This is a genomic window from Pseudomonas sp. SIMBA_041, from assembly GCF_046535095.1.
Classification (GTDB): domain Bacteria; phylum Pseudomonadota; class Gammaproteobacteria; order Pseudomonadales; family Pseudomonadaceae; genus Aquipseudomonas; species Aquipseudomonas mucoides.
In genome coordinates, this window is the sequence record NZ_JAWRXJ010000001.1 from 67,208 (window position 1) to 82,724 (window position 15,517).

General features: G+C 58.3%; 15 protein-coding genes. 5 read left to right on the forward strand and 10 right to left on the reverse strand.

The features are described from left to right. Positions 1–306: 306 nt before the first annotated feature. The 5 genes from SB725_RS00355 to SB725_RS00375 all read left to right on the forward strand — a co-directional run bounded on the left by SB725_RS00355 (position 307) and on the right by SB725_RS00375 (position 4,779). Positions 307–594, forward strand: a complete 288-nt coding sequence (locus tag SB725_RS00355; protein WP_027926161.1) for a hypothetical protein — start codon at positions 307–309, stop codon at positions 592–594. An 83-nt stretch (positions 595–677) separates the two neighbouring features. Next, positions 678–842 carry a DUF1328 domain-containing protein gene (locus tag SB725_RS00360; protein WP_003177151.1) on the forward strand — a complete coding sequence of 55 codons (165 nt, stop codon included), beginning with the start codon at positions 678–680 and terminating at the stop codon, positions 840–842. A 2-nt stretch (positions 843–844) separates the two neighbouring features. Then, complete coding sequence (locus SB725_RS00365; protein WP_059181887.1) at positions 845–1,309, forward strand: inhibitor of vertebrate lysozyme family protein; 465 nt, start codon at positions 845–847, stop codon at positions 1,307–1,309. Positions 1,310–2,015: 706 nt separating this feature from the next. Further along, positions 2,016–3,347 (forward strand): glutamate/aspartate:proton symporter GltP, encoded by a 1,332-nt coding sequence (gene gltP, locus SB725_RS00370; RefSeq protein ID WP_027926163.1) that lies wholly within the window; start codon positions 2,016–2,018, stop codon positions 3,345–3,347. A 202-nt stretch (positions 3,348–3,549) separates the two neighbouring features. Next, on the forward strand, positions 3,550–4,779 hold the full coding sequence (locus tag SB725_RS00375) for a nucleoside recognition domain-containing protein (protein WP_027926164.1): 1,230 nt from the start codon (positions 3,550–3,552) through the stop codon (positions 4,777–4,779). Between the two features lie 119 nt (positions 4,780–4,898). Here the strand turns inward: SB725_RS00375 and SB725_RS00380 are convergent, their stop codons facing one another. The 10 genes from SB725_RS00380 to SB725_RS00425 form a co-directional block, all read right to left on the reverse strand. Then, positions 4,899–5,525 (reverse strand): ABC-type transport auxiliary lipoprotein family protein, encoded by a 627-nt coding sequence (locus SB725_RS00380; protein WP_027926165.1) that lies wholly within the window; start codon positions 5,523–5,525, stop codon positions 4,899–4,901. Next, positions 5,522–6,460 carry an MlaD family protein gene (locus SB725_RS00385; RefSeq protein ID WP_027926166.1) on the reverse strand — a complete coding sequence of 313 codons (939 nt, stop codon included), beginning with the start codon at positions 6,458–6,460 and terminating at the stop codon, positions 5,522–5,524. Before SB725_RS00385 ends, SB725_RS00380 begins: the two co-directional genes overlap by 4 nt. A gap of 1 nt (position 6,461) precedes the next feature. Next, positions 6,462–7,265, reverse strand: coding sequence for an ABC transporter ATP-binding protein (locus SB725_RS00390; protein ID WP_027926167.1), 804 nt, complete (start codon positions 7,263–7,265; stop codon positions 6,462–6,464). Further along, the gene (locus SB725_RS00395; RefSeq protein WP_027926168.1) at positions 7,262–8,410 is read right to left on the reverse strand and encodes an ABC transporter permease; all 1,149 of its coding nucleotides are present in this window, start codon (positions 8,408–8,410) and stop codon (positions 7,262–7,264) included. The genes SB725_RS00390 and SB725_RS00395 overlap by 4 nt, the downstream gene beginning before the upstream one ends. Before the next feature lie 55 nt (positions 8,411–8,465). Continuing rightward, positions 8,466–9,494, reverse strand: a complete 1,029-nt coding sequence (locus SB725_RS00400; RefSeq protein WP_027926169.1) for a DUF5924 family protein — start codon at positions 9,492–9,494, stop codon at positions 8,466–8,468. A 124-nt stretch (positions 9,495–9,618) separates the two neighbouring features. After that, positions 9,619–11,007: a M16 family metallopeptidase gene (locus SB725_RS00405; protein ID WP_027926170.1), complete on the reverse strand. Its 1,389-nt coding sequence runs from the start codon at positions 11,005–11,007 to the stop codon at positions 9,619–9,621. Between the two features lie 164 nt (positions 11,008–11,171). After that, entirely contained in the window at positions 11,172–12,830 is a 1,659-nt protein-coding gene (locus SB725_RS00410; RefSeq protein WP_027926171.1) for a Na/Pi cotransporter family protein, read from the reverse strand. A gap of 367 nt (positions 12,831–13,197) precedes the next feature. Further along, positions 13,198–13,641: a hypothetical protein gene (locus tag SB725_RS00415; RefSeq protein WP_410921129.1), complete on the reverse strand. Its 444-nt coding sequence runs from the start codon at positions 13,639–13,641 to the stop codon at positions 13,198–13,200. A 60-nt stretch (positions 13,642–13,701) separates the two neighbouring features. Continuing rightward, the gene (locus SB725_RS00420; protein WP_324188018.1) at positions 13,702–14,355 is read right to left on the reverse strand and encodes a hypothetical protein; all 654 of its coding nucleotides are present in this window, start codon (positions 14,353–14,355) and stop codon (positions 13,702–13,704) included. Beyond that, positions 14,352–15,512 (reverse strand): DUF2515 family protein, encoded by a 1,161-nt coding sequence (locus SB725_RS00425; protein ID WP_410921131.1) that lies wholly within the window; start codon positions 15,510–15,512, stop codon positions 14,352–14,354. Before SB725_RS00425 ends, SB725_RS00420 begins: the two co-directional genes overlap by 4 nt. Positions 15,513–15,517 lie beyond the last annotated feature (5 nt).

Consider the following 15,517-nt stretch of genomic DNA (forward strand, 5'->3'; position numbering starts at 1 on the left):
ATGGCTTTTTATCAAAACACCGCATTTTTGGCGGTTACCCGCCTCCCTTTCTGACATCTGCGCCCGTCGCGCAATTCAAAAATATTCAAAGTGCCTGCGAATCTATCGTGCATTTCGCACGACCCTGGAGGGGTCATCGTGCAGGATGCGTCGCAAACGATTTTCATAAACTTGTTAACTTGTTGATTTTATTCAGTTTTATTCGCGCAAAAAAGCTGGCATGCAGGCTGCAATGGTCTGAGTAATCAGGGCATTTATCTCTATGCCCACCAACAAGATCACCACCAAAGTGGGAGGAGCTTCAGGATGAATCGCTACCGTGCCGCCCAACTGCGAATCTCGCCACTGCATATCCAGCAAGGCTTATTTGCTGTTCTGGCCTTGCTGATCACGCTGATCGCCGGCCAACAGTTCATGCGTTGGGAGCAGAGCCAGCAGCCAGAGGCACCGCACGTTTCGATTCAACCTGCAGCCCAAACCCACTTCAGCGCCGCCAGCAGCAGTCAGGCCGACCTCACCCCCATGCGGATGATGGACGTCGACCAGGCGCAGCCACTGGACGAGATGCCTCGTCAGGAGCGCTGGGTGTTTTAGGTAATCGAACTTGGCGTGCGGTCTGCGCCGGGACAAGCACCAAAAGCGACACCTCTAAATAATGAAGCGTAAGGAGAATCACCATGTTGAGCTGGGCAATCACCTTCTTGATCATTGCCATCATCGCTGCAGTACTGGGCTTCGGTGGTATCGCGGGCACCGCCACGGGTATCGCCAAGATTCTCTTTGTCGTGTTCCTGGTGATGTTTATTGCTTCCTTCTTCTTTGGCCGTCGCGGTCGAGGCTGAACATGAGCGTTTTGTACAAGACACTGGCAGCCGCCCTGCTTTTGGGCGGTAGTGCCATGGCAATGGCGGCCAATGACGGCCAAATGCGGGCCAACGGGTTACTCACCACCGACCCGCAGTACCGTGAAACATGGCAAGGCGTGGTGAAGAAGGAAGAACGCCTGCCGGAATGGGTGATGAACCTGTCTGGCGATGCCGAACAAATGAATGCTGTTGAGGAAGATGGCCACAAGTATCTGGTTGGGCCGCTGTGTGAATCACAGCCCACCTGCCTGAAGGAACGCTTGATCGTGGCTTTCAGTTTCGACAAGGAAGATGCCTACGCCATGCTGGTCGAAGTGCCCGCAGGACTGCCGGCCGACAAGTCGCCCACGCGACATGCCAGTTACCGATTCCTCGGCAAACCGGACCAGGGCATGCAGGACCTGTTGATGGAACAGCTGAAAAAAGATCCGAACTGGTACTGAATTTGTCATATGAAAGAAGCACCCTGCTTCTCTCTACTGCGCTACCCGAGGAAGGTAGACGCATGACCATGGGGCCGGGACGTTCTGACTGTTGCAGGGTCGGAGTGACCTACGGGTACAGGGAGTACCTGCGCAAGGGCCGGGTCAGGCAAAAGCTGCGACGCAAATTCGCCGGGTCATCGGGACTCGACGAATTTGCGGAGAGCTTCATTCGCAAAAAAGCAGCGATCCAGAGCGCATCGCTCATTTATCTTTATGCCATTTCCGCTACAAACCCCGCAAAAACATTTCGCGGTATTTCTTCGCGACCGTATATCGAGAAATCTGTCTGCAAATGACTGCGATTTTTTACAGCTAAACGTAAGTTTTTCCTGAAGTTTTAACCCTGAATCCCCCGCTCAAAAAACAACCAACCTCCTCTGAGATGGCCGGTTCACGGCACTTATGGCTGCCGAAATGGCGTATTCGAACCGGTTGGGACGCCAGTTTCATTTGAAAAAGCTCATGCCGATTCGGCATAGGGTAGGCGTTTACGGCATTAGACGTCGCTTCCTTGCATCGGAATAGTTGCGCCTTTTTTCGCCTGCCAGAGAGCCACTAACAAGCGCTCCGGGGCTCCTTATACGGGGGCAGATGCACGCACTTTTCGCCACAAGCGAACCAGTGAATGCGTCTGCCTGAGTCAAACGCAAGTAAGGGTAATGATATGAAGAAGGCAAAGCTTAGCCTCGCCTGGCAGATCCTCATCGGTCTGGTATTGGGGATTGCAATCGGTGCGCTGCTCAACCATTTCAGTGCCGAAAAAGCCTGGTGGATCAGCAACGTCCTGCAACCAGCAGGCGATATCTTTATCCGTCTGATCAAGATGATCGTGATCCCGATCGTGATCTCTTCGCTGGTCGTCGGCATCGCTGGCGTCGGTGACGCCAAGAAACTCGGGCGCATCGGCCTGAAGACCATCATCTACTTCGAGATCGTCACCACCATCGCCATTCTGGTCGGTCTGGTGTTGGCCAACGTGGTCCATCCAGGCACCGGCATCGACATGAGCACCCTGGGTACCGTGGATATTTCCAAGTACCAGGCCACTGCCGCCGAGGTTCAGCATGAACACGCGTTCATCGAAACCATCCTCAACCTGATCCCGTCGAACATCTTCGCGGCCATGGCCCGCGGCGAGATGCTGCCGATCATTTTCTTCTCCGTGTTGTTCGGCCTCGGTTTGTCGAGCCTGCAATCGGACCTGCGCGAGCCGCTGGTGAAGATGTTCCAGGGCGTCTCGGAAAGCATGTTCAAAGTCACCCACATGATCATGAACTACGCCCCGATCGGCGTATTCGCACTGATCGCGGTGACCGTGGCCAACTTCGGCTTCGCTTCCCTGCTGCCGCTGGCCAAACTGGTCGTGCTGGTGTACTTCGCCATCGCGTTCTTCGCCTTCGTGGTGCTGGGCCTGATCGCCCGCCTGTTCGGCTTCTCGGTGATCAAGCTGATGCGCATCTTCAAGGATGAGCTGGTACTGGCCTACTCCACTGCCAGCTCCGAAACCGTGCTGCCGCGCGTGATCGAGAAGATGGAAGCCTACGGCGCGCCGAAAGCCATTTGCAGCTTCGTGGTGCCGACCGGGTACTCGTTCAACCTCGACGGTTCGACCCTGTACCAGAGCATCGCGGCAATCTTCATTGCCCAGCTGTACGGCATCGACCTGTCGATCAGCCAGCAATTGCTGCTGGTGCTGACCCTGATGGTCACCTCCAAAGGCATCGCCGGCGTACCGGGCGTGTCCTTCGTGGTGCTGCTGGCCACGTTGGGCAGCGTCGGTATTCCGTTGGAAGGCCTGGCATTCATCGCCGGTGTCGACCGCATCATGGACATGGCCCGTACCGCATTGAACGTGATCGGTAACGCGCTGGCCGTGCTGGTCATCTCGCGCTGGGAAGGCATGTACGACGACGCCAAGGGTCAGCGCTACTGGAACTCCCTGCCGCACTGGCGCAGCAAGGAAAAACTCCCGGCTGGCGAGGTTTCCAAGAACTGACGCAAAACCTTGCAGGAGTGAGCCTGCTCGCGATAGCGGTGTATCAAACAACAGAGATGTTGGATGTGCCGCCCCATCGCGAGCAGGCTCACTTCTACAAAGGTCCGGTGTAAGCCGAACAAACAAACCCCGGAGAAATCCGGGGTTTGTCGTTTCTGGCTACCCCGCTATCATTCGCCGCATATTCCGGGGGATTTGACTGATGCTTAATGGCCTGTGGCTTGGCTTCTTCATCGTGGCGGCCGTTTCGGCGCTGGCGCAATGGCTGATCGGTGGCAACGCCGGGATCTTCGCGGCGATGGTGGAGAGTATTTTCGCCATGGCCAAACTGTCGGTCGAAGTCATGGTCCTGCTGTTCGGCACCCTGACCTTGTGGCTGGGCTTTCTGCGCATCGCCGAGAAAGCCGGAATCGTCGAATGGCTGGCCAAAGCCCTGGGCCCACTGTTCCTGCGCCTGATGCCGGAAGTGCCGCCTGGTCACCCGGCCCTGGGCCTGATCACCCTGAACTTCGCCGCCAACGGCCTGGGCCTGGACAACGCCGCCACACCGATCGGCCTCAAGGCGATGAAAGCCCTGCAGGAGCTCAACCCCAGCGCCACCGTGGCCAGCAACGCGCAGATCCTGTTCCTGGTGCTCAACGCCTCCTCCCTGACCCTGCTGCCGGTGACGATTTTCATGTACCGCGCCCAGCAAGGCGCGCCGGACCCGACGCTGGTGTTCCTGCCAATTCTGCTCGCCACCAGTTGCTCGACTGTCGTCGGCTTCCTGTCGGTCGCATTCATGCAGCGCCTGCGCATCTGGGACCCGGTGGTGCTGGCGTACCTGATTCCCGGTGCCCTCGCCCTCGGTGGCTTCATGGCGCTGCTGGCGACGCTCTCAGCCACCGCGCTGGCCGGCCTGTCATCGATCCTCGGCAACCTGACGCTGTTCGGGCTGATCATGCTGTTTCTGATCATCGGCGCACTGCGCAAAGTAAAGGTCTACGAAGCGTTCGTCGAAGGCGCCAAAGAAGGCTTCGACGTGGCCAAGAACCTGCTGCCGTACCTGGTGGCGATGCTCTGTGCGGTGGGTGTGCTGCGGGCGTCCGGCGCGCTGGACTTTGGTCTGGACGGAATTCGGCACCTGGTGGAGTGGGCCGGTTGGGACACGCGCTTCGTCGACGCATTGCCGACGGCGATGGTCAAACCGTTCTCCGGCAGCGCCGCGCGGGCGATGCTGATCGAAACCATGAAAACCTCCGGGGTAGACAGCTTCCCGGCGCTGGTGGCGGCCACGGTTCAGGGCAGCACCGAGACCACGTTCTATGTGTTGGCGGTGTACTTTGGTGCGGTGGGTATCCAGCGCGCGCGGCATGCGGTGGGGTGTGCGTTGCTGGCAGAACTGGCCGGCGTACTGGGCGCCATCGGGGTGTGCTACTGGTTCTTCGGCTGACCGATATCCCCCTGTAGAAGTGAGCCTGCTCGCGATAGTGATGTAACAGTCGGTATTTATTGCGACTGATACACCGCTATCGCGAGCAGGCTCACTCCTACATTGGGTTTGTATTGGCCTTAAGGTCTCGCGGGCAGCTCGACCTTCTGCCCTTGCTCAACCGCCCAGTTCACCACCTGCACCGTCAATTGGTCGCTCGCCTGGCCAAACCCCGCAACCACTGCGGGCACGTTCACATCGCTCAGTGGCTGGCGCACTTCGAAGCGGCGGCTGGCGAGGATGCGCTGGTCATAACCGCGCACCAGCAAGGCATCCAGGCTTACGACAACAGTGGCGGTCGTGCCCTGATACTCAGTCTGAAACGCCTGCAAATGCCCGCCCAGCTCAAGGTCCGCCTGGAAAATGCTGTCGTCGGTGCTCAACAGCGGCACCCGGCCGTCACGCTGAAAGCCATCCAGCAGACGATTGCGCAGCAGTACCGGCGCCGGATCGCTCCAACGTGAGCCCTTGTAGCTGCTGATCACATCGCCTTGGGGGATTACCGCGATGTTCGGGCCGTCCAGTGCGTTGCTGGCCTGGAGTTTGGTCAGGCGCAGCGACCAGCGTTGCGGCGTGCCATGACCGGCCGACGCGGAGCTCTGGGCCGACGGCAATCGATAAACATCGAACGGCTCGGGCTTGGGCAGGATCGAGCACGAACTGATCAGCGTGAAGCCGGCGAGGAGGGCGATACGAGTCAGCTTCATGGCGTGAATTCCTTGCTCTTGTCACTGCCCAGCAGGTAACCGCTGGGGTTTTCCTCGAGGCGTTGAGAGATGGCGCGCAACGAGGTCAGGGTTTCACGCAGCTCGCGCACCGCCGGGGCCAGGCCATTGAGGCCCTGCATGCCGCTGTTGAGCGAATCCTGATTGGTGGCGAGCAACTTGTTGATCGTCGCGGTGCTCTGCTGCAGCGATTTCATTGCCTGCTCGGCGCTGCCCAACGCGTCCTTGCCATGGTCATTGAGCAGGCCGTTGGCATTGCGCATCAACGCCGTGGTCTGTTCCAGCATGTTGTTGGCCTGCTTGCCCACCGACGCCAGTTGCTGCATCGCCTGACGGATATCGCCGCGCTGATCGGCAATCGCCCCGGTGGTTTGCTCCAGGTGCTCCAACGTGTTGCTGATGCGCTCGACGTTTTCCGTGGAGAACAACAGGTTGGCATTCTGCATCAGCGTGTTCACCCCGGACATCAGGTCGTTGCTGTCATTGAGCAGGCGCGCGATGGGCGAGGGCGAGGCGACGATGGTCGGCAGGTTGCCGTCCTTGCCCTTGAGCGCCGGGCTCTGCGGAGTGCCGCCGCTGAGCTGGATGATCGAAGTCCCGGTGACGCCGGTCAGTGCCAGTTTGGCCTGGGTGTCTTCCTTGACCGGAGTGTCACCACCCAGACGAATCCGCGCCAACACCCGGCGCGGGTCTTTAGGGTCCAGGCGCAATGTCACCACGTCGCCGACCTTGATCCCGCTGTACTGCACCGAACTGCCTTTGGACAGGCCGCTGACCGCCTCATTGAAGACCACTTCGTAATCCTTGAACTCGGTGTCGACGCTGGACTTGGCCAGCCACAAGCCGAAGAGCAGGGCGCCTGCCACCACAATTACGGTGAACAGGCCGATCAATACATGATGGGCTCGGGTTTCCATGTCAGACCTCGTTCAACTGTTGAGCGGCCGTCAACGCCGCGCGGCCGCGAGGGCCATGGAAGTATTCGTGAATCCACGCGTCATCGGTTTCCGAGACCTTGTCGATGGCGTCCGCCACCAGCACTTTCTTCTGCGCCAGCACCGCCACCCGGTCGGTGATGGTGTAGAGCGTGTCGAGGTCGTGGGTTACCAGAAACACACTCAGGCCCAGCGCATCGCGCAGGGTCAGGATCAATTGATCGAATGCCGCCGCGCCAATCGGGTCGAGGCCGGCCGTGGGTTCGTCGAGAAACAGGATGTCCGGGTCCAGCGCCAGCGCACGGGCCAGCGCCGCCCGCTTGATCATGCCGCCGGACAGCGAAGCGGGGTACTTGTCGGCAGCCGACAGCGGCAGCCCGGCCAGCGCCAGTTTGACCGCCGCCAGGTGCTCGGCGTCTTCACGGCTCAGGCCGGCGTGTTCGATCAAGGGCAGGGCAACGTTTTCGGTCACGGTCAGCGAAGAGAACAGGGCACCTTGCTGGAACAGCACACCAAAACGCCGTTCAACCTTCGAGCGCTCCAGCTCGGACAAGGTCGCCAGGTTTTTACCGAACACCTTCACGTCCCCATCGTTAGGCCGACGCAGGCCGACAATGCTGCGAAGCAGCACCGATTTGCCGCTGCCGGAACCGCCGACCACGGCGAGAATTTCACCTTTGTACAAATCGAGGTCGAGGTTTTCGTGCACGCTTTGACTGCCAAAGCGATTGCATAGCCCGCGGACTTCGATCACCGCCTCGGAAGGCGCTCGGGGTAAACGACTCACCAGCCCATCTCCATGAAAAACAGAGCGGCCACCGCGTCGAGCACGATCACCACAAAAATCGACTGGACCACGCTGGACGTAGTGTGCGCTCCGACCGACTCGGCGCTGCCGCTGACTTTGAACCCTTCAAGACAGCCAATCGAGGCGATCAAAAACGCGAAAATAGGTGCTTTGACGATCCCCACCAGAAAATGCTGAACACCGATGTCCGATTGCAGCAGCGAGAGGAACATCGCTGGCGAAATATCCAGCGACACCGCACAGACCACGCCGCCGCCAATGATCCCCGAGAGCATCGCCAGAAAGGTCAGCATCGGTAAGGCGACCAGCAATGCCAAGACACGCGGCACTACCAGCAACTCCATCGGGTCGAGGCCCAGGGTGCGGATGGCGTCGATTTCTTCGTTGGCCTTCATCGAGCCGATCTGCGCGGTGAACGCACTGGCGGTGCGCCCGGCCATCAGAATCGCCGTCAACAGCACCGCGAATTCGCGCAGGAAGGAAAAGGCCACCAGGTCCACGGTGAACACCGTGGCGCCGAAACGGGCTAACACCGTCGCCCCGAGAAACGCCACCACTGCGCCCACCAAAAAGGTCAGCAGGGCGACGATGGGCGCGGCGTCGAGACCGGTTTGTTCGATGTGCGCGACCATGGGCGTGATGCGCCAACGCTTGGGCTGAAACAGGCTGCGGGCGATGGTTTCGATAATCAGTCCGACGAAACCCAACAGTTGCAGGGTGTCCTGCCAGACCGCGTCCACGGCACGGCCAATGCGGGTCAGCAATTGAATACTGACGCTGATTTCCGGTTCCTTGATGGGCACACAGAAATCGGTCATTGAGCGGTAGATGGTCTGCAGCAGGGCGCGATCGGCGGTGGACAGGGTGCAATCGGGGTGTTCGGCGGACCGGCCGAGGCGCTCGGTCCCCAGCAGCTCGACCAGAAGCGAGGCACCGGCGGTGTCGAGGGCACCGAGACTGTTGAGATCGATGTGGGTGTTGTCGTCGTACTGGCCGCGAAGCTTTTCGCACAAGGTCTTGAGATCGGCGTAATGGGCAAGCGTCCAGTCACCCGTAACCCGCAGTTGAGCAGGGGAGTGAGAGTCGTCCAATTGGGCATTACCGGCCATTGTGCTGCTGGTCATAAGCTCCGTGCTTGTTCGGTTAATTACACAGAGCTACGTAATAGCATGAACCGAGCTACTTTTCTTTGGTCGGTGTGCTGTCCGTGACGATGAAGCGCAGCACGCCGATAACCTGGCCATCTTCGGTCAACACCCGGACCTGCCATTTGCCCGCCGGGTTACCCGGGAAGTTCTGTTTGTGGGTCCAGGCGCGGTAGCCTTCCTTGCGTCCACCATGGATATCCAGCGGGATGCGGTCGACCTCTTTACCGTTGAACTGCCACACGTGATAGATGCGCTCATCCAGACCGCGCGGGGCGTTGATCGCGGTGTAGGCATACAGCCCGCCACCACGAATTTGCTCGGCAGTCACTTCATCCAGGCTTTCGCCGGGGGTGCGGTCCTGCATTTGCGTGCTGATTGCCACGTCGGTCATCCACAGGGTCGCCGGCGGCACCCACGAACGCAGCACCCAACCGAGGGCGCCGATGCCCAGGGTGATACTGAGGATCGCCAAAGCGTTGCGCACGGTGCGGATCGGGAAGATCGACGCCAGGCTCGGGAACGACAGCAGCACGGCGATCCCCAGCGCCAGTTTGAAACTCTGGGACGTGGTGAGGTGCATGATGACGGGCAGGGCGGTCAGCAACGCCGCGAACAGCGTCAGGGTATGCAGCGCCAGGAACGCCCAGCGCCGGGGCGCCAGCCATTTGTAGTAGAGCGGGTCGATGATGGAAATCAGCGCGGCGATGCTCAACAGCCCGGTGAAGAATAATTGGCCGCTGTTCCAGGTGGTGGTGATGAAAAAGAACGGCAGGACGAAGAACAGGCTTTCCTGGTGGATCATCTGCGTGGCGTAACGCAGCAGCGGCTGGGGAATCTCGCGTTTGAAGATTTTGGTGAACAGCTGGGTGAGGCTGTTTTCCAGCATCAGCCAGACCCAACTGAGCACCATGATGATGGTGATCCAGGTCGCCAGGCCTTGTTGGCGATCCACCAGGATGAAGCTGCCGACACCGGAGATGAAACCACCGAGCGCGATGACCCCAGGATAGCGCTTCATCAATTCCAGGATGCGCTGGACGTATTGGGTCAGGATCGGCATTCGGCGGTTCACATTCGTCGTAGGAAATATCCTCGACAGGTTACCCGCCGGCGGGCGACGTGGCGAGGCCCGCGGTCGACCCGGAGCCCTTGTAGCAGCTGCCGAACGCAGCCTTCGGCAGCGGCTACACGGTGGGCGGTGTCCTTCTGTACAAGCGCCAGCCCAATAAGCCGAACACCAGCAGCCCCAACACCCCGGCAATTACCCACATCAACTGGTCATCACCCATCAGCGGCTTCTCGATCCGCAAATACCCGGGCTGCAGCAGCAACTCACGCAACGCCTTGTTCGCTTCCTCCAGCGTCACCCCTTGCAGTTCCCTCGCCGGATCAGCGAAGCGCCCGTCCTCATAGTCGCCAAGGGCACTCCAGTAATAATCCGCCAGCGCGCTATTGCCTTGCACGGCCCAGGCCTGACGGGCGATGGCCGCCTGCTTGAGACGGTTGAAGGTGTCGGCGTCGAGACCGTCCTTGAGCAACTGCGCCTTCAACGCCTCAAGGACCCGTTCAGCCTGAGGCACATCATCGCGCTCAAGGTCGGCGTTCAGGCTCATAAAGCCCACACCGCCGAACAACTCGCGTTCCGCCGAAGGCCCGTAGGACAAGCTATGGACCAGACGCATCTGGCGATACAGCGCCCAGTCCAGATAGTCCTTGAGCAGGTCGAACGTCTCGTCGTGCTCATCCTCAAGCACCGGCTCCGGCACCAGCCAGTGCAACTTGGCACCATCGCCGACGAAACCACTGCTCAGCGTGCGTTCATGGGCGGCACTGGAACGAATTTCCGGCAGGGGCAAGTGCTCGCTCGGGTCGACTGCCACCAGCTCCCCCCAGGCCCGTTCCAGATAGGCCGGCAGCAACCGGTCGAGGTCGCCGACCATGATCAGCGTCATGTTGTTAGGCGCGTACCAGAGCTTGCGCACCTTCTCCAGTTGTTCACGGGTCAGGTGATCGACTTCAGCGCGCTGTGGGCATTTGAGGCCCAGTTCCACCGCCAATTGATTACTGGCTGTATGGCCAAGGTCCTGGCGATCCAGCCAACGTTGCAGGTGAGTGTAATGACCGCCGTCTTCGCGCTCGACCACTTGCTTGGCGGCGTTGATGGCGTTGTCGTCGATGCGGGTCTGGGTCAGCAGCGCCAGCAACAGGTCGAGGACCTTGCGCTGGTTTTTCGCCGGGGCTTCGATGACGAACGTGGTGTCGGCGTTGCTGGTGTAAGCGTTCCACTCACCCCCCAGCGCCTGCATGCGCTCCTCCAGCCCCCCTTCGCCGGTGGCGTCGATACCGCTGAACAACAAGTGTTCGAGCAGATGGGGCAGTTCTTTGTCGGCGCAATTGAAATCATCCAGGCCTACGCCGACCACCAGGCGAATCGCCACATGCCCGCGGTCAGCGCCCGGTTTGAGCAGCAATTGCAGGCCATTGGGCAGCGTATAGCCCTCGACCTGAAAACGATCCAGGGCAAACGAAGGAAGTGAACCCAGCAACAAACAGGCGAACAACAGACAACGCATAACAGGTTTCCATACGGCTGATTGGAGATCCGTGTCGCTTTCCGGCAGCCATCGCGAGCAGGCTCGCTCCCACAGTTTCACCGAAGCTCCAGTGTGGGAGCGAGCCTGCTCGCGATGCTTTTAAGCCGGAACCCATGTAACTGACTGATCACACTGCCAGACGTTCAAGGCGAATGCGTGATGTCCGCGAAATCGTCGACCGACAATGCCCCCGTGTCGGACGTTTCCAGCACCACATACGCGCTGCTGCAAAACAGCGAATTCAAACGTTTCATGTCGGCAATCAGCTCCAGGTGCAGCGAACTGGTCTCGATACTTTGCACAATCTTACGTTGCAAGCGGCTGACATGGGCATGGGCCAGACGCCTTTCCTGTGCGCGAAAACGACGTTTTTCGCGCAACAACTGACGGGCACTTTCCTTATCGGAGCTCAGGAATACGGACAACCCCAGTCGCAGATTGGAGATTAGCTGGCTGTGCAGCCCGGCCAATTCCTCCAGGCCCACCTCGGAAAAAGACCGGCGCTGCGAGGTTTTCTGCTGCTGAACCTTGCGCAACATACGTTCGATCAGGTCGCTGGCGAGTTTCAGGTTGATCGCCAATTCAATGATTTCAGCCCAGCGCCGGCTGTCCTGGTCGCTGAGGTCTTCACGGGGCATTTGCGCCAGGTAGAGTTTGATTGCGCTGTAGAGCGCTTCGACATCATCGGTCAGGCGGCGCATTTCCTGGGTCACGGCGGTTTGCTTGCCGCGCAGCACATCGAGCATCGCTTCGAGCATGTTGTCGATCAGATCGCCCATGCGCAGGGTTTCCCGCGCCGCATTGGCCAGCGCCAGGCTCGGCGTGTCCAGCGCGGTCGGGTCGAGGTGCCGGGGTTTGGCCATTCCGTTGACGACCGGCCGCTCTGGCAACAGCCAGGTGCATAGCCTGGCCATCCCTGCGACAGTCGGCGTCAGAATCAAGCAGCGGACGGTGTTGTAGAGCAGGTGGAAGCCGATGACCGTTTCCTGAGGACTGAAGTCCAGGCCATCGAGCCAGTGCACCAATGGGTTAAGCACCGGAATGATCAACACCAGGCCAATCAGTTTGTACAACAAGCTGCCCAAGGCCACTTGGCGCCCGGCGGAGTTCTGCATGCTGGTGCTGAGAAACGCGAGAACACCGCTGCCGATATTGGCGCCGATCACCAGACCGATGGCCACCGGCAAACTGATGACCTTGGCCCCGGCCAGCGTCGCCGTCAGCAGCACCGCGGCCAGGCTCGAGTAGGAGATCATCGCGAACAATGCGCCGACGAGGGCGTCGACCAGAATGTCGCCGGTCAACGAGGCAAAGATCACCTTCACCCCTTTGGCGTGGGTGATCGGCGCAGCCGCTTCGACGATCAATTGCAGCGCCAGAATGATCAATCCAAGGCCTATGGCCACGCGGCCCATCTGCCCGAGCCGGGTCTGTTTGCGCGACAGGAAGAAAATCACCCCGACAAAAATCAGCAGCGGCGACAGCCAGGAAAGGTCCAGGGTCAGCACCCGCGCCATCAGTGCTGTACCGACGTCGGCCCCCAGCATGGTCACCAGCGCAGGGGTCAACGCCATCAGGCCTTGCCCGACAAACGAAGTGACAAGCATGGCGGTGGCGTTACTGCTCTGCACCATCGCCGTCACCACGATCCCGGCGATAAACGCCAGCCAGCGCTTGGACATGTTCTGGCCGATCACATGGCGCAGGTTGGTGCCGTAAACCCGCAGGATGCCGGTTCGGACGATGTGCGTGCCCCAGATCAACAAGGCCACAGCCGATAACAAATTGAGCAGGGTGAGCATAAAGGCCCCCTGTGATGGTCGCGCCCCAGAGGGGCAAATTGACGGTACCGCGCGTTCTTCTACGTTCTGTACTTAAGCTGTAGTTGGCTAACGGTCTGGGCGCCAGCATTGCACAGCTAAAGACGTGAATGAAACAAAACTGTCATGAAAATAGTGTCACCCTTGTGGGGGCGAGCCTGCTCGCGATGGCGGTATTGCATTCATCCCAATGTGGGCTGACCTCCGCTCAGGGGGGCTCAGTCACTGAAATGATCCTCACCCAGTCCTACGTCGATCAGATACTTGGCTGTTTCGGTGTTTCGCTTATCGCAGCGGGCATAGCATTTGATATGAAGGATCAAGCTGTACTTGTGCGGGATCAACAGGATTACACCGTCCAGTTGATCGAAGAGTTTGGCCTGAAGTCGATTTTTTCCTCTTTTGTTTCTATTTTTAGCCAATCGTTAACTTCAACAGGTTCTGGAGTCCATCCGACTTGCTTGAACTTTTGTTGTAATTCATCAAGGAGTAATACCGCTTGCTCAAATGGCAAGGTTTCAAGCATCGGCGACGTAGTCAGGGTAATCGCTTTGAAATCGGACCACCCAATCGCGCCAAACCTGGTAGCTGGCAACGTGAATCCATGCTGCTTGTCATCAAAGGTGATAATGACTGGGGTGCTAATCCAGGTTGAGCTCGGGTGAGGTGGCTCACTGGGATAAATGGCAGTTTTACGCAATACAGGAAACGTCGAACCCCTCACGACGCTTTCGTATAGCTTACCGATGTGATTAACCAAAAATCCATTGGGTAGTGAAAAGACGTCAGGCAAAAAAACAACATGAAAAACGCTACACCCTCCAGCATGTAACGCGCCTCTTACAGCGATTGCTCATGTCCCGCTTCGATCCCGGCCCACACTAATATCGATCAGATATTTAGCCGCCACCGAATCACGCGTACCACAGCTTCCATAACACTTGATCAATAGCAGCAGACTGTATTTTCCCGGTACATACAAATCGATGCCCACTGGCTGATCGAAGAGCTTCACCTGCAATCGCTCACGCTCTGCAGCAGAGTCGACACTGAACCAGTCGTTATTTTCCAAAGGCTCAAGCATCCACCCTCCGGACTTGAGGGTGTTTTGTACATCCACCAATCGATCCACAGCGGCCGTGAATGGCATCGTTTCCAACATGGGTGATGTGGTTACAGTCGATACTTTCTGCCCTCCATAAGTAACGGCACCAAACACCGTCGGAGGAAGTTTGAATCCATAAGCTGGATCATCAAACTCAATGACAGTCGGGCTGCTGATCCACGTGGAACCAGGTCTACGAGGATCTTTCGCGTTATTAGGGTCACCTGGATAGATAGCCGTTTTTTCTTCGACAGGGAAAGTTGAGTCTTTAATGACCTGTTCGTAGGGCTTTCCGATATGGACGGATAAGGTTTTGGTGCTCAAACGGGCATACACCAGGCTTCCCGACACCAGAAGAATGAAAACAATAAAAATCAACCAGCGCTGCTTTGATTCAGTCACTGGTGCACTCCATTTCCACTTGCGATGTCGGTTATAGAGCGTTGCAGCTGTCTTTTAGTCGCGGGATTATTTAGCAAGGCATTGAACTGTGCTGCGGCCCGAAGCACGAATGTCATCCTTTGATCCTTGTCCGCCAGATTTGCCAACGGGTTGCTGCTGAAAGTGACGCTTCGACTGTCGGGAGCTTTGCACTGACTGGCCAAGGTGAGCTGTATCCCCTCTGGAACGCCGGAAAGCAGACCAGTAACGACGGAAACGATGTCAGAGGCATGCGTACCACGGATGAGCGAGGCGAAGTGCACATCGTCATACATCGCCGGTTGCAGAATATTGATCTGCTCGTGCGCAGCCATGTAGTTAACGCTGTCGGCGATGTTTCCCGCTTCGATTGCTTCAAAGGTATCAAAAATTTCTTTATGGGCAACGCCGAAACGGACGCTATCACCGATGGACCACATCACGTCTTTTGCGATTTCTATCCGACTTCTCAGGCATTTCTCCATTTCCTTATACCCCCGAACCATGAAAAACCGATGGAGAGGATAAACATCCAGAAATAGCGCAGTGTTTCCCAACGCCAACATTTCGTACACATAGTCGAGTTGTTGTTGAACCAACGACCGAGAATTGTCGCCGAGCGTGATGTCCGTCGTGGGTACCGGATTCTCTGACCTAGCTTTGTCTACTTCAGACTGAATATCAGGATCAGTTCGGCTTAGCTTGAACCCAAGCCCTTCAAATAAGGTTTCTGATGGGGCCTGACGCAATCTTTGGTGGGCTTTCTTTTCTGCGGCAATACCTTTTTGCAACTTGGCCGCGTGCAACAACCCACACCCCACCTGCTTCGACGCAAACGCCGCCAACCCCGCCCATTGAAACCGGTTATCCGCCAGCCACAACTGCGCATATGCGGCGTTGATCCTGCGGTTACGTGATTGTGGGTCGGCGATCAGTACGCCACCCGGAGCGACCCATTCTTCGGCTTCTTTCTGAAACCGGCGCCACAGGCAGTTGCAGGTCAGCAACGGCACTTCGACGCGGGTCTTGGGGTTGGGACCGCCTGTGGTGGTTTCGCGCTTGCAGGCAGGCAGTTCGCAGGTGCTGTTCCAGAGTTTTTTCATGTCCAGGTCGTCTGGGGCGATGCATTGTCCGGTCAATTGAT